Source organism: Arthrobacter sp. GAS37 (assembly GCF_044908325.1).
In the GTDB taxonomy this organism is placed as follows: Bacteria; Actinomycetota; Actinomycetes; order Actinomycetales; family Micrococcaceae; genus Arthrobacter; species Arthrobacter ramosus.
Window position 1 is genome coordinate 1 of the sequence record NZ_JBIYDB010000012.1, and the last position, 14858, is coordinate 14858.

Here is a 14858-nt window from a genome sequence, read left to right on the forward strand (position 1 = left end):
CCCGCTCCGGCAAAATCATGCGCCGCCTCCTCAAAGACGTCGCCGAAGGCCGCGAACCCGGCGACGCCACCACCCTCTCCGACCCCACCATCATGACCCAGATCGCGCAGTCACTGAAGAAATAGGCACCACAGGTCGGCCCTGCCGGATTCCGTTGAGGGAATCCGACAGGGCCGATTACTGTTCCGGGATCACTGATGCCGGTGGTTCCGGAACTACCGTCCGCCGGCGATGGACACCCTGCCTGGGCTTTCGATGGCGCCCATTAGCTTGTCGGTGACATCCTCGATCCCGCCGTGGCCATCAACCTTTCTCAGTATGCCGCGCTCTGCATACTTGGCCACTACGGCTTCGGTCTGCTCGTGGTAAAGGTCCAGCCGGTGGCGGATAACGGCTTCGTTGTCGTCGCTGCGGCCGGTCTCCTTGGCGCGGCCCAGCAGGCGGTGGACCAGTTCGTCGTCATCGGCGGTCAGCTGCAGGACAACGTCAAGCTCCTGCTCACCGGTGGCGAGGATCTCATCGAGGTAGTCCACCTGTGATGTGGTGCGGGGGTACCCGTCCAGCAGGAAGCCGTTTTCGACGTCGTCCTCGCTGAGGCGGCCGCGCACCATTTCATTCGTCACGCTGTCCGGCACGAAATCTCCGGCGTCCATGTACTTCTTGGCTTCGATGCCAAGGGGCGTCCCGCCCTTCACGTTGGCGCGGAAGATGTCTCCGGTGGAGATCGCAACGACGCCGAGGCGTTCGGAGATCCGTTCCGCCTGCGTGCCTTTGCCGGAACCGGGCGGGCCAATAATCAGCATTCTCGTCATTCAAGTAGCCCTTCGGTGCAGTTGTTGAAAGCTTGCAGTTGTTGAAAACTTGCTGTGCTCGTCGATCAGGCCTTAGAAGAATCCGAGCTTGTTTTCGGAGTGGCTGACCAGGAGGTTTTTGGTCTGCTGGTAGTGGTCCAGCATCATGGCGTGGTTCTCGCGGCCGATGCCGGAGGACTTGTAGCCGCCGAACGCAGCGCCGGCCGGGTAGGCGTGGTAGTTGTTGACCCACACCCGGCCAGCCTGGATTTCCCGGCCTGCACGGTAGGCAACGTTGCCGTTGCGCGACCAGACACCGGCGCCGAGGCCGTAGAGCGTGTCGTTGGCGATACTGATGGCGTCGTTGTAGTCCGTGAAGCGCGCAACGGAGACGACCGGGCCGAAGATTTCCTCCTGGAAGATCCGCATCTTGTTCTCGCCCTCGAAGATAGTGGGCTGGACGTAGAACCCGCCGGCAAGGTCCCCGTCAAGCTCCGTCGGTGCACCGCCGGCCAGGATCTTAGCGCCCTCTTTGAGCCCGATGTCGATGTAGGAGAGTATCTTCTCCATCTGGCCTACCGAGGCCTGGGCACCGATCTGGGTGTTGGTGTCCAGAGGGTTGCCCTGGATGATCTTGATGGTCCGGGCCACGGCGTCGGCCATGAAGGAATCGTAGATACCTTCCTGGACGAGGGCGCGGGACGGGCTGCTGCAGACTTCGCCTTGGTTGAAGGCATACAGGGTGAAGCCCTCGAGCGACTTGTCGTAGAAGGCGTCGTTGGATTCGGCAACATCGTTGAAGAAGATGTTCGGGCTCTTGCCGCCGAGCTCCAGCGTGACGGGGATCAGGTTGGCGCTGGCGTACTGGCTGATAAGGCGCCCGGTGGAGGTCTCGCCGGTGAAGGCAATCTTGCGGATCCGCGGACTGGAGGCCAGCGGCTTTCCCACTTCCGAGCCGAAGCCGTTGACGATGTTCAGCAGTCCCGGGGGCAGAAGGTCCGCGATGAGTTCCGCCAGGACCAGGATGGAGGCCGGGGTGTTGGAGGCGGGCTTCAGAACCACCGCGTTGCCGGCCGCCAGCGCGGGAGCCATCTTCCAAACGGCCATGAGGATAGGGAAGTTCCACGGGATGATCTGCCCCACCACGCCGAGCGGCTCGTGGAAGTGGTAGGCCGTGGTGTCCTCGTCCAGCTGGGATAGCCGGCCTTCCTGTGCCCGGATAGCGCTTGCGAAGTACCGGAAGTGGTCTGCCGCGAGCGGGATGTCCGCATTCAGGGTTTCGCGGATGGGCTTGCCGTTGTCCCAGGTTTCGGCGACGGCCAGCATCTCGAGGTTGGCATCGATCCGGTCGGCGATCTTGTTCAGCGCTGCAGCGCGCTCAGTAGCTGATGTCTTGCCCCACGCCGGTGCAGCCTTGTGCGCGGCGTCCAGGGCGAGCTCAACGTCCGCAGCAGCGCCGCGAGCCACCTCGGTGAATTGCTTCCCGTTCACCGGGGAGACGTTCTCGATGTATCGGCCGGTAGTTGGAGCCACCCATTCTCCGCCGATCCAGTTCTCGTAGCGGTCCTTGAACTGGACCTTGGATCCTTCTTGGCCGGGCTGTACATAAACAGTCATGGTCACTCCTCTGGAAAACAGACGTCTTCGTCCTGGCCCCCATGCTAGGGGTTCAAAGGTTGCGACCAGGCTGCAATGGGGCCCGCGGACCTACTGACGTTGCGCTACCCCTGCTTCCTTGCCGGGCGTGACCGCCCGGCGCGAATGGCGGTTGCGGCTTCCGTCAAGGCTGCGTAGTTGTGCCCACTGATGAAGGCATCGCAGTAGGGCAGTGCAGCGGCCATGCCGCCCGCCAACGGTTGGTAGTCCGTGCGGGCCTTCCTCGGATTGACCCAGACGATCCGGTAGGCGAGCCGCCGCAGCCGCGCCATCTGGGCGTCCACCAGTTCCGGCGCGTCCTGGGCCCAACCGTCGGAGAGCACCACAATGACCGCGCCCCTCGCCAAGCCGCGGCGTCCGTGGCCATCGATGAAGCGCCGGAGGCTCTCCGCGAGCCGGGTGCCGCCTGCCCAGTCCGGGGCGGCGGCGGCTCCCAGGGCCAGGGCTTTATCTGCGTTCCGGTTCGAAAGCTGCCGGGTGAGCCTGGTCAGCCGGGTGGAAAACACGAACGCCTCGGCCTGGGCACCGGCCACTGCGCCCTGTAGCAGGGCAAGGAAGACTTGTGTGTACGATTCCATGGAGCCCGATACATCGCACAGGAACACCAGGCGGCGCGGACGCTGACGACGGCGGGCATAGACCAAGGAGCTTGCGTCGCCGCCGGTGCGCCGAGCGGCGCGGATGGTGCGCCGGAGGTCGAGCTTTGCACCGCTGTGTGCCCATTGGCGTGTCCGGCGGCTTCGGCGCTCCGGGGTGGCCAGCACGATACGCCGCACCAGCTGGCGCACGCGGGCAGCTTCTTCGGGGGTGAGCTCGGCGAAGGACTTCTCATGCAGATGCTCGTCAGGGGAAGCCATGGCCAGGATTGCCTCGAACCCGGGTGCGTTGGATTCGTCGTCGTTCGCTAGGCCGGGGGCGGCGACGGGTGCCCGCGACGCCGGGACGCGACCGTCGGCAGGAGCCGGCGGTCGTTCGCTTGGAGCCGCCCGGGTGCGCTCCTCCGCGCCGATCGGCGGTGCACTGTTGGCATCGCCGCGGGTGTCTGCCGGATCGAGCATCCCGTCGAATGCGGCCGAAAAGACGGCGTCGAATACCGGCAGTTGTTCGTGCGAGGAGACGAGCGCCACCCGGCACGTCCAGTACAGCGGCTCACGGGCAGCAGGGGGAACGATCCTGAGGGCCTGGGCCAGCCAGGCCGCGCGGTCCGGGGAGCTCGGCAGCCCGGCACGGCGCAGCGCCGTGCTGAAGCCAACCGCCAACGCCGCAGCATCGACGCCGGCCCGACCATCCCTGGGCGCATACTCAGTCATGGACGCCGGCCACCCATGCCGGGCCGCGGGCCCACGCAATGTCCAGATCGTCGCGATTCTTCAGGACCGAGCCCCAGGTCTGTTTCACCGCAGCCGGGTCCAGTCGTTCGACGCCAAGCACCGTGAGGGCCGACACCCAGTCGATTGCCTCCGCGATACCCGGTGGCTTGGCCATGTCCAGGGACCGCAGCCTCGTGATGGCCGCTGCGGCATCCAGGGCGAGCGGATCGGCGCTCCCGGGCACCCTGCGGCGAACGATCGCGGCGATGCGCTCCGGCCGGGGGTAGTCAATCCAGTGGTACAGGCAGCGCCGGGTCAATGCGTCGTGCAAGTCCCTGGTCCGATTGGAGGTCAGGACGACGACGGGCGGGTGCGTGGCGCGGATGGTGCCCAGCTCCGGAATCGTCACGGCGGCCTCGGCGAGCAGCTCGAAAGTGAAGGCCTCGAACTCCGCGTCGGCCCGGTCGATCTCGTCCAGCAACAGGACGGCAGGACGCGGGCCGGGGTGCTCGATCGCCTTCAGCAGCGGGCGGCGCAACAAATACTGTTCCCCGAAAAGGTCGGCCTCCTCCACACGGACATCCCGGACTTCAGCCAAGCGGATGCCCAGGAGTTGGCGTTGGTGGTTCCACTCGTACAGAGCCTCGCCCACGTCGATGCCCTCGTAGCACTGCAAGCGATACAGGGGAGTGTCGAGCACCTTGGCCAGCGCCTTCGCCGCCTCGGTCTTCCCGACGCCGGCCTCTCCCTCCAGCAGGATGGGTTGGGGCAAGCGGATGGACAGGAACAATGCGGTCGCCAGTCCGACGTCGGCAAGGTAGTCGCCGTCGTCGAGCGCGGACATGAGCGCGGAAACGTCCGGGACAAGACGGCGCACCTCGTCTTCCGCACCTGCCCGCACCGGTCCGGCGGTCCGGGGCTCACGAGGCAGTGGCATAGCGTTCCGGATCGGCGAGGAAGGCCCTCCTGCATCCAGCGGAACAGAAGTAGTACGTCGTCCCGGCGTACTCGGCGTGCAGCGTAGACTCCACAGCCGCGACGCTCATGCCGCAGACGGGGTCTACGGCACTCGCGGGCTCGGCGTTCGCCGGCACTGGATCCGCCGCCGCAGTCTCCGGCGTCGTGGTGTCTACAGCCCGGCCAAGGTGGCGCACGGACACAAGCTCCGCCAGAATCGACAGCGCGATCTCAGCAGGCGTCCGGCCGCCCAGCAGCAGCCCGGCCGGGCTGTGCACCCGCGCGCGCTGGTCGTCGTCGACGTCGAGTGAGGCCAGGACGGCGGCGCCGCGCGTGCGGCTGGCGACCAGGGCGACGTATGGCACCCCTAGCCGGAGTGCGGCCTCCAACGCGGGCTCCTCGTCCCGGCCCTGCGACGCGACGATAAGGGCGGCGTCGTCGGCCCGCGGTTCCGCGGCCGTTCCGTCGGTGAGTTCCATGTCCAAGTCGAGGATGGCACCCAAGGCGCCCAAGGCCTGTGCCACGGGGGTCGCGCCGACCACGACCACCCGGGGAGCGGGCATCTGCGGCTCGAGGAAGATCTCCACCGCCCCGCCGCTGAGGCAGGGGTTTGCGACCTCCACGGCGCCCTCCTCGCGGGTGCGGGACGGTTCGCCGGGGACGACGCGCAACAGGAGGGGTTCGTGCTTGGACAGCGTCTGCAGGCCGTATTCGCGCACCGAGGCCTCGACGCAGGTGCCGCCAAGGAACCCGTCGATTTCCCCGTTGGCCAGCACAAGGGCAGTGTCCCCGGCATGCGCGCTGGTGGGGTGCTGCGCGCGCACCACCGTGGCACGCACAAACGGTTCCCGGCGTTCTACAAGTTCCTGCGCCCTCGCCGCCAGGGCTTCTCCGTGCAGGGGCATGTCACACCGGGGGCCTGGCCCGGCCTTGCATGGCCTCCCACACCCGGGCCGGTGTGCACGGCATATCCATGTGCGTAACTCCATATGGCTTCAAAGCATCCACGATGGCGTTGACGATGGCCGGCGGGGAGCCGACCGTGGCGGATTCGCCGATCCCTTTGGCGCCGATGGGGTGGTGCGGCGACGGCGTGACGGTAAACCCGGTCTCCCAATCCGGGACCTCCATCGCCGTGGGGATGAGGTAATCCATGAACGAGCCGCTGAGGCAGTTGCCCTCCTCGTCGAACGCGATGATCTCCATGAGCGCCATCCCGACGCCGTCGGTCAGCCCGCCGTGGACCTGGCCTTCGATGATCATCGGGTTGATCCGGGTTCCGCAGTCGTCCACCGCGATGAAGCGCCGGACCTTGACGTGGCCGGTCCCGGCGTCGACGTCCACGACGCAGATATAGGCTCCGAACGGGAACGTCAGGTTGGGAGGGTCATAGGTCACCTCAGCGTCGAGGTTGCCATCGATGCCCTCCGGAAGGGCCACGGTTCCGTGGGCGCCGAAGGCGATCTCAGCGATCGTCTTGCCGGCGCTTGGATCGCCCTTGACGAACCAGCGGCCCTTTTCCCACTCGAGGTCCTCGGGCCGGGTCTCAAGCATCGCCGCGGCAATGAACCTCGCCTTGTCCCGGACCTTCCGCGCCACAAGCGCCACTGCGCCGCCGCTGACCGGCGTCGACCGGCTGCCGTACGTGCCCAGGCCGAACGGTGTTTGGTCTGTGTCGCCGTGAACAACGTCGATGCTCTCCGGCGGGATGCCGAGCTCCTCGGCCACGATCTGGGCGAAAGTGGTTTCGTGGCCCTGCCCCTGGCTCTGCACCGAGATCCTGACGACGGCCTTGCCCGTGGGATGGACGCGGAGTTCGGCGCCGTCGGCCATGCCGAGTCCGACGATGTCGAAGTGTTTGCGCGGTCCGGCGCCGACGGTCTCGGTGAAGAAGGAGACGCCGACGCCCATCAGTTCGCCGCGCTCCCGCTTTTCGAGTTGCTCGCGCCGGAGATCCTCGTAGCCGGCCATTTGCATGGACAAGCGCATGGCAGGCTCGTAGTTGCCCGAGTCGTAGACCCAGCCGGTCTTGTTGGCGTAAGGGAATTGTTCCGGCTTGATGAAATTCTTCAGCCGGAGCTCTGCCGGATCCATCTCCAGTTTCCGGGCCAGGATGTCCACCATGCGCTCCACCAGGTAGACCGCTTCCGTCACGCGGAAGGAACAAGCATAGGCCACGCCGCCTGGGGCCTTGTTGGTGTAGACACCCGTGACCTTGCAGTAGGCCGCCTTCAGGTCGTAGCTCCCGGTGAAGATGGAGAAGAAACCGGCCGGGTTCTTGGTGGGCTGCGCGGTGGCATTGAAGGCGCCGTGGTCTGCCAGGACGTTGGTCCGGACTGCCAGGATCTTGCCTTCCTTGGTGGCTGCGATCTCGCCCTGCATGATGTAGTCGCGGGCGAACGACGTCGACATCAGGTTTTCCGAGCGGTCCTCCACCCATTTCACCGGCTTGCCGGTGACTATCGAGCCGACGACGGCCAGGATATAGCCGGGATAGATGCCCACCTTGTTGCCGAAGCCCCCGCCGATATCGGGGGAGACGATCCGGATCTTGTGCTCAGGAATGCCGGCGACTATCGCATACAGCGTCCGGTGGGCATGCGGGGCCTGGGTTGTTTCGTAGAGGGTCAGCCTGCCGTCGACCGGGTCGAAGTCCGCGACGGCGCCGCAGGTTTCCATGGGTGCCGGGTGCACGCGCGGATACACGACCTCTTGGGCCACGACGACGTCGGCATTGGCGAAAACCGCCTCAGTTTCAGCCGCATCGCCGATCTCCCAATCGAAGATCCGGTTGTCCGTCCGGCCCTCGATATCGTCACGGATGACCGGCGCGCCGGGGTCGAGGGCGCGGCGGGCATCAATCACCGGCGGCAACATGTCGTATTCGACGTCGATCAGCTCCAGGGCGTCGCGCGCGGCGTAACGGTCCTCTGCGACGACGAAAGCGACCTCCTGGCCCTGGAACCGGACCTTGTCCGTGACGAGCACTGCCTGGACGTCCGCCGACAGGGTAGGCGCCCACGCAAGGTTGAGAGCCTGCAGGTCCTTGCCGGTGATGACGGCGAGGACCCCGGGATGTGCCAACGCTTCGGTGGTATCTATTGAAACCAGCCGGGCATGCGCAACGGGTGCGCGCAGGATGGCTCCATGCAGCATGCCGGGCAGCACGATGTCGTCGAGGTAATGGCCCTTGCCGCGGACGAACCGCGGGTCCTCCTTGCGCTGGAGGCGGCCGAACCCGATCGGGCGGCCCGGGTCTCCGGCCGCAGGGTTGGGTGCATGCTCCTGGACGGTGGTCATGCCGTCACCTCTTCTTCGGTGGTCCCTCCGGCACCGCCGTCGCCCGTCCCGGCGTCCGCGCCGAGTGGGTGGGCTGCCGCCCATTGCACCGAGCGGACAATGGTCGCGTAACCGGTGCACCGGCAAATCTGGCCGGAAATGGCTTGGCGGATCTCGGCGTCGTCGGGATGCGGGTTGCGGTCCAACAGGGCCCTGGCGGTGAGCATCATGCCCGGCGTGCAGAATCCGCATTGCAGGCCGTGTTCCTCCATGAACCCCTGCTGCACGGGATCGAGCGTGCCGCCGACGGCCAGCCCCTCGACGGTCCGGATGTCGTGTCCATCGGCCATGGCTGCCAGCACGGTGCACGATTTCACCGGCTGGCCGTCCATCAACACGACGCAGGTTCCGCAGTTGCTGGTGTCGCATCCCCAGTGCGTGCCGGTCAATCCAAGGTTTTCGCGGATGAAGTGGACCAGCAACACGCGGGGTTCGATCTCCCGGGTCACCTTGTCCCCGTTGACCGTCATGCTGATCTGCATTGCTTTCAGCCTTCCTGTGCACCTGCGGCGCGTGCACAAGCACGGCGCAGGACCCTGCGGGTGAGTTCGTCGGCCAGATGCCGTTTGTAGTCGATGGGTCCACGCTGGTCGTCGACCGGGTGGCAGGCGGCGGCTGCGATGCGTCCGGCTTCGACGAACAGGTCTTCATGCGGCTGCTGTCCGCGAAGCACGGCTTCGGCTTCGGGGACGGTGCCGTCCAGTCCGACCGCTGTCAGCCCGATTGCGGCCTCTTCCACTGTGCCGTCCGAAGAAAGCCCGACGGCGGCCCCGGCCGCGACGACTGCCCAGTCACCGACCCGGCGTTCCACCTTTTCATAGGCGCTGCCCGAGCGCGGGCGGATCGCAAAGCGGACTTCGTACAACAGCTCGTTCTGAGCCACGGCCGTCTCGTAGGGGCCGCGGTGGAAGTCGGACATGGCGACGATCCGTTCGCCGTCGGGCCCGCGGATCACGGCCTGGGCACGCAGGACGTCGCAGACAGTAGACAGGTCTTCGGCCGGATCCGCTTGGCAGAGCGAGCCGCCGATCGTGCCGCGGTTGCGGACCACAGGGTCCGCGATCACCTGCTCGGCGTCGCGAATTATCGGAAAGAGCTCGGCGACGTCGGTGGACTCGAGGAGCGCTGTGTGGCGGGTTAGTGCGCCCACACGCAACTGGTCACCTTCCCGGCGGATGAATTCCAGTTCCGCCAGGTCGTTGATGTCGATCAGCCACTCGGGCCGCGCCAGGCGAAGCTTCATCATCGGCAGCAAGCTATGTCCGCCTGCGATGATGCGCGACTCGGGACCATGGCGTTCGAGGAGGGCCAGCGCGTTTGCGACGTCGCTCGCGCGCTCATAATCAAATGGAGCCGGAATCTGCATTGTCCACCCCTTAGGGCCAGACGTCCTGCAGGTCGTAGGACGCGGACCTATGATCAGTCTTGCCCGGGTCATTGTGGGTGTCAACATGGTCAAGGGGGCAAGATCACGGCCGTTTTGACTTGTAAAAGAATTCTCCAAGCAGTGTCCTTTTCGTGACGTCCCGCCCGTCGTCATAGGCTGTGGCCGGTCGAGGTACGACCCATGGATCCGTGAGCGATGCTGAGAGCGTTGACACTGTTCTGGGCCGCGAGGAGACTTTTCCTGGGGATGCCTCGCCGAAAGGAGCCCCGGATGTCGTGGCACGTCGAGGGTACGTATTTTGAGAATTGCAATTGCGACATGGTCTGCCCGTGTTCCACATCAGGGCTGACCGCGCCGGCGGATAACGATCGCTGCAACGTGGCCTTGGCCTTTCATGTGGACACCGGTGAGGTGAATGGTGTCGATGTCGGTGGCCTGACCGTCTGCGTCGTCGCGGATACGCCCGCCCTCATGAGCGACGGGGGATGGAAGCTCGGTGTCCTGATGGATGCCGCCGCCTCAACCGAGCAGGCGGAAGCGCTCGGTGCCGTCTTCGGTGGCCAGCTGGGCGGACCGATGGAAGGCCTCACACCGTTGATCGGTGAAATGGCGGGAATGGAGTCCCTCGAAATCGCCTACACCGAGGACGGGCGTTCGCACCAGGTCCGCATTGGCAGCGCTGTCGACATGGTTGTGGAGGACTTCGTGTCTCCGCTGGATGCCACCGGACTCGGAGTGAAAATCAGCGGGATAGGATTCCCGGCGGACACCCTGGCGGCCGGCACGTCCAGCACGGCCCGCGTGGACGTGTTCGGGATGACGTGGGATAACGCCGGAAAAAACTCCTTCTCGGCTCCCTTTGCATGGTCAGCCTAGGTGCCGCTCCTGGCCTTTACAGGACCGCGGTCCTGTGAAGGCCGACTGTGCCTCACAGGAGTAGCGTTTGCCGTGGCTGACGATAGGGGTCCACATGAGCTATAAGTATCGAACCGTCCGGGTTCGCGGCACCGAGTTAGTAGGAACCATAGCGAGAAAACACGGCAGTGCGCCGGAGATCTACGAAACTTCGAAGGACGCGAACACATCGGTAGTTCCCGTGTTTTTCGAGGCAACGGGCGAGATCCGCTTCTTCGACAGGTCAATGCTGGAGGACGTCGTGACGCCGGCCAGATGACAGCAATCGCGCCCCCTCGGAACTGACAAGAGACGTTTGATTTTAGAGGTCCTGCGACTTGTGGTCGCTGGCGGCCTTTTTGTGGCCCACACTTGGCAAGTGCGTACTTTTGGTGTTGAAGAAGAATTCTTGATCGTCGATCCTGTCAACGGCAGCCCCGTGCCTATCGCTGGCGATGTATTGCGCCTTCATAGCGCCGGTCCCCATGGGGTGGCTCCTCCTTTCCGCCCGACGTTGGCGATCGAGCTTCAGCAGGAGCAAGTCGAAGTCATCACCTCGCCGCACAGCAGCCTGGGTGCACTCGCCGCTGAAATACGTGCTGGACGCTCTTATGCCGATTCGCTTGCCCGGAAGGCGGGCGCGAGAATTGCCGCCCTCGCGACGTCGCCGCTGGCGGTCACTCCGCATGCAACAAACACCGAGCGCTACGACGCACTCCTGGAAAAGTTCGCTTTGACTGCCAGAGAGCAGCTGACCTGCGGATATCACGTCCATGTTTCCGTTGATTCGGATGAGGAAGGCGTCGCAGTGCTGGACCGGATCAGGTCCTGGCTTCCCGTGCTGACTGCACTTAGCTCGAATTCACCGTTCTGGAACGGGGCCGACAGCGGTTACGCCAGTTTCCGGACCCAAGCCTGGAACCGATGGTCCAGCGCCGGTCCCACCGATGTCTTCGGATCTGCCGCGGCTTATCACTCCTTGGTGGCGGAGCTGTCGGGAACGGGGGTGGTCATGAGCCCGGATTTCGATGCTCGCCTGTCCGCCCGGCACCCCACAGTCGAGATCCGCGTTTCGGATGTTTGCCTCGATGCCCGGGATACCGTGCTGATTGCGGCCTTGGTGCGTGCCTTGGTGGACACTGCCGCCAGGGAATGGAAATCCGGACAGCGTCCGGACATGGTTTCTGCCGCTGTCCTGCGCCAGGCCACGTGGCGGGCTAGCCGGTTCGGCCTGCACGGAGAGCTGCTCGACCCGAAAACGCACAAGCCCGACACCGCAAGGCATGTCCTCGCCGCACTGCACTCCCACGTCCGCGATGCCCTCGAAGAGACCGGGGACGGACTCTACGCCAAGGAGGGATTGCAGAGGATCTTCAGCCAAGGCACGGGAGCCGCCCGGCAACGGCAAGCCCACCAACGCAACGGCAGTCTCGCCGGAGTCGTCGCATATGCAACGGGCGTCACCCACCTCGAACCCGTTGATCACCAGCACACCGGCGAACCGTACCTCAGGTCAGACGCAGGGACTGCCGCGCTCGTTGCGAGCTAGCCGTCGGGCAAAATTGCGGCTCCATCGGAGTGCGCCGTTAGGGTGGGGCATGAGCGATACGGGAACGACCTGGCACGAAAACCACAAGGAATCACTCACGAAGGGTCAACGCGCCGCGGATGTCATGCGGAACGGGATGGGCAGTTGGCCATTCGTCGGCGGCTTTGTCGGGTTCATGATCCTCTGGGCAGCTATCAACAGCTGGGCGTTGGCGAACAACGCCTGGGATCCGTATCCGTACATTTTGTTGAATCTCTTCCTCTCGATGCTGGCAGGGCTGCAGGGAGCCATCCTTCTCATCGCCGCCAAGCGTCAGGATGCGATTGCCGCGGTGATGTCCCGGCACGATCATGACACCAACGTGAAATCCAAAGAGGAGATCGATCTGCTCATGGCCATCAACAGTCAGCAACTGGAGATCCTCCGGGAACTGCAGGTGCTTGCAGCCGCAGGGAACGTCAGGATCGCTACACCTGTGGGCAAGGGCTCAGACCGTTCTTAATGCACCACGTCTTTATGCACCTCGGCGGGGCATTCACTGCCGGAAACAGGACCAGGAAGGAACCCAATGACTGAAAGCAACAATTCGCCGAACAAGCCCACGATGTCAGCGATCTGGTCCGACGGCCTGGGCCGCGCCGGGATCCGTTCAGGGCAGATGCTCCTGGTCATCACTCTGGCGTCGGTGATTTTGTGGGCGATGACCAGCGTGCCTCTGGTCATGATCCCGGTCACGATCGCGCTCATTCTTGCCTCGGCGATCTCGCCCCTTGTGCGTTGGCTGACTGCTCACCGGTGGCCGCGGGCCCTCGCTGTCGCAGCGTCGTTCGTGGGGATCCTTGCAGTCTTCGGCGGAGTCATCACCGGAATCGTCTTTCTTATCAGGGCGCAATCCAAGGAGCTTGCCGTGAAATTCACCGCCGGCATAGACCAATTGCACCAATTCCTGAACAACGGACCCTTCAAAGTCAGCGACGAGCAACTCCGCTCCGTGGCCGATTCCATCCAGCGCTTCTTCACGAGCAGTAGCTTCGGTGCCGAAGCGCTGACCGGCGCCCGTACGGTCGGTGAAATCCTGGCTGGCTTGGTTCTTATGGTGGTGATCTTGTTCTTCTTCCTCAAGGACGGCGAGAAGATCAGGAACTTCCTCTTCGGATTCCTTCCGGCGGCCCACCGAGGGAAGGCCCACCTGGCTGCGGAACGAAGCGCCACGGTTCTGGGAGGCTATGTTCGGGGCACTGCTCTCATCGCAGCAGTGAACGGCGTCATCATAGGGACAATGCTCGCCATCCTCGGTGTCCCTCTAGCCCTGCCCCTTGGTGTTTTTGTCTTTATCGGCGGGTTCATTCCCATCATTGGTTCCACTGCGGCCGGCACCCTGGCTGTGGGTGTCGCCCTGATCTCGAACGGTCCGGTGACGTCCCTCATCGTCCTCGCTGTCCTCGTCGCAGCCCACCAGCTTGAGCACCATTTCCTTCAACCCGTTTTGATGGGCAAGGTCCTGAGTATCCATGGACTGGCCATTTTGCTGGCCTTGGCCGTCGGCACGATGCTCGCAGGCATTATCGGTGCCTTGCTGGCCGTACCGACGGCCGCCGTCGCGTGGACGGCCATCAAGACGTGGACCGGGCGCGGCGATGCGGTCTCCGCTGGTATCGGCCCCGCCGAAGGAACCGTGGCCTGAACAAGACCGGGGCTTTCCTGGTGGATATGCCGTGGGCTGGGTTCTGCTCAGGCGGGAACGGCAGCCATGACGGGTTCACCGTTGAAGTATTCGAGCTGCCAGCCGTCTATGGCATGGTGGTGGGCGAGGTTGAGCACGGCGTTGTCGATGCTGTCCAGAGTGCGGGCGACGGCGCGGCCGAGGCTCAAGCGGAGGAGCGTCCCGTGGGCGACAACAAGGACGCGGCGGCCGTGGAACTCTTCGGCCAGCGCCTCCAGCGCGGCCAGACCGCGGGAGGCTGCCTCCTCCTCGCTTTCCGCGCCGCGGAAGCCACCAGGAATACGCAGCGCGTCCAATTCAGGTCCTGCTTGCAGGCCCTCCGCAGCTCCAAAGCGGCGCTCGGTGAGCTCCGGCACGCGCCGGTCCACACTGAGCCCCAGCCCTGCGGCGATCAGCTCGGCGGTTTCCGCGGCCCGGCTCAGCGGTGACGAAACAATGACGTCCCACTCGTAACCGGACAGGACGGCGACGGCGTTGCGGGCCTGGCCGCGGCCGACGTCGTTCAGCGGAATATCGGTGGATCCCTGCAGCCGGCGCTGCGCATTCCAGTCTGTCTGACCGTGGCGGACGAGGGCGAACGTAGTAAGGGGCATGCCTTCCATTCTGCCTTGGGATAGTTCCGTGGGGAGCCAATGCTGCTTCTTGGGTCGGCCTTTCGACTGCAAGTGAACGTGGCATGAAGGTTCGGTCAACAGGGTTCGCGAAACCGGAAAACCGGCCCGGGCGACGGTCCAGTCTTTATACGGTGGACCCATGAATGCCTCCCTAAAACGTCGCAGTGCCCTCACTGGCGGGCTCGTTCTGGCCGTCTTTTCAGCGCTCCTCAGCCCCGTGGGCCCCACTCACGCGGACGATGTCCTGAAAAGTGGCAACAGCACGGGTCAGGGTGCCCACCTCAACCTTGGCGCCGCTGACCTCCCAGAGAACCGGACAATGACAACCCTCGCCCCCGGCGTCACGCTCACCAAAATCAGCCGGGGCGGAGCTGACTCTTCGCTTTTCTGGACCGCCGAAGTGGCCATCCCGGCTGATTCGCCGGACCCGGACGCTCCGACGTCGGCGCTCTCAAGCCAGGTCACTGCGCAGCACACGGCCGACAAGCTCAAGACCGCCGGCGTCGATGCCCGCGTTGAACATGTCCAGTCGCCGCAGCTTGCCGACGCAGGAGGCGATCTGGGCTACCGGGTCCGCGCCGGCCATCTCGGCGCGCAGGCCGACGGCGCCTCCGTCGTCGCCAAGATCAAGGCCGCCG

General features: G+C 64.8%; 14 protein-coding genes. 5 read left to right on the forward strand and 9 right to left on the reverse strand.

The features are described from left to right. Positions 1-215 precede the first annotated feature (215 nt). The 8 genes from ABH924_RS11775 to ABH924_RS11810 form a co-directional block, all read right to left on the reverse strand. Entirely contained in the window at positions 216-803 is a 588-nt protein-coding gene (locus tag ABH924_RS11775; RefSeq protein WP_404499173.1) for an adenylate kinase, read from the reverse strand. An 81-nt stretch (positions 804-884) separates the two neighbouring features. Beyond that, complete coding sequence (locus ABH924_RS11780) at positions 885-2408, reverse strand: aldehyde dehydrogenase family protein (RefSeq protein WP_404498988.1); 1524 nt, start codon at positions 2406-2408, stop codon at positions 885-887. 104 nt (positions 2409-2512) lie between these two features. Then, positions 2513-3757, reverse strand: coding sequence for a VWA domain-containing protein (locus ABH924_RS11785; RefSeq protein ID WP_404498990.1), 1245 nt, complete (start codon positions 3755-3757; stop codon positions 2513-2515). Next, positions 3750-4694, reverse strand: coding sequence for an AAA family ATPase (locus tag ABH924_RS11790; RefSeq protein WP_404498992.1), 945 nt, complete (start codon positions 4692-4694; stop codon positions 3750-3752). Before ABH924_RS11790 ends, ABH924_RS11785 begins: the two co-directional genes overlap by 8 nt. Continuing rightward, entirely contained in the window at positions 4678-5619 is a 942-nt protein-coding gene (locus tag ABH924_RS11795) for an XdhC family protein (RefSeq protein WP_404498994.1), read from the reverse strand. The genes ABH924_RS11790 and ABH924_RS11795 overlap by 17 nt, the downstream gene beginning before the upstream one ends. 1 nt (position 5620) lies before the next feature. Continuing rightward, positions 5621-8014, reverse strand: a complete 2394-nt coding sequence (locus ABH924_RS11800) for an aerobic carbon-monoxide dehydrogenase large subunit (protein ID WP_404498996.1) — start codon at positions 8012-8014, stop codon at positions 5621-5623. Further along, on the reverse strand, positions 8011-8535 hold the full coding sequence (locus ABH924_RS11805; protein ID WP_404498998.1) for a (2Fe-2S)-binding protein: 525 nt from the start codon (positions 8533-8535) through the stop codon (positions 8011-8013). The genes ABH924_RS11800 and ABH924_RS11805 overlap by 4 nt, the downstream gene beginning before the upstream one ends. A 5-nt stretch (positions 8536-8540) precedes the next feature. Further along, positions 8541-9419: a xanthine dehydrogenase family protein subunit M gene (locus ABH924_RS11810; protein WP_234753726.1), complete on the reverse strand. Its 879-nt coding sequence runs from the start codon at positions 9417-9419 to the stop codon at positions 8541-8543. Positions 9420-9710: 291 nt separating this feature from the next. On the opposite strand from ABH924_RS11810, the gene ABH924_RS11815 reads away from it, so the two are divergent. From ABH924_RS11815 to ABH924_RS11835, 5 genes are all read left to right on the forward strand, one after another. Then, positions 9711-10316 carry a DUF1326 domain-containing protein gene (locus ABH924_RS11815; protein WP_234753725.1) on the forward strand — a complete coding sequence of 202 codons (606 nt, stop codon included), beginning with the start codon at positions 9711-9713 and terminating at the stop codon, positions 10314-10316. A 94-nt stretch (positions 10317-10410) separates the two neighbouring features. Continuing rightward, the gene (locus ABH924_RS11820; RefSeq protein WP_234753724.1) at positions 10411-10614 is read left to right on the forward strand and encodes a hypothetical protein; all 204 of its coding nucleotides are present in this window, start codon (positions 10411-10413) and stop codon (positions 10612-10614) included. A 99-nt stretch (positions 10615-10713) separates the two neighbouring features. Beyond that, entirely contained in the window at positions 10714-11883 is a 1170-nt protein-coding gene (locus ABH924_RS11825) for a glutamate--cysteine ligase (RefSeq protein WP_404499001.1), read from the forward strand. Positions 11884-11932: 49 nt separating this feature from the next. Further along, entirely contained in the window at positions 11933-12385 is a 453-nt protein-coding gene (locus tag ABH924_RS11830) for a DUF1003 domain-containing protein (RefSeq protein WP_234753722.1), read from the forward strand. Positions 12386-12451: 66 nt separating this feature from the next. Further along, a complete protein-coding gene (locus ABH924_RS11835; RefSeq protein ID WP_404499003.1) occupies positions 12452-13567 on the forward strand; it encodes an AI-2E family transporter in 1116 nt (371 codons plus the stop codon). Between the two features lie 47 nt (positions 13568-13614). On the opposite strand, the gene ABH924_RS11840 is transcribed toward ABH924_RS11835, so the two are convergent. Beyond that, complete coding sequence (locus ABH924_RS11840) at positions 13615-14199, reverse strand: histidine phosphatase family protein (protein ID WP_404499005.1); 585 nt, start codon at positions 14197-14199, stop codon at positions 13615-13617. Between the last annotated feature and the right edge of the window lie 659 nt (positions 14200-14858).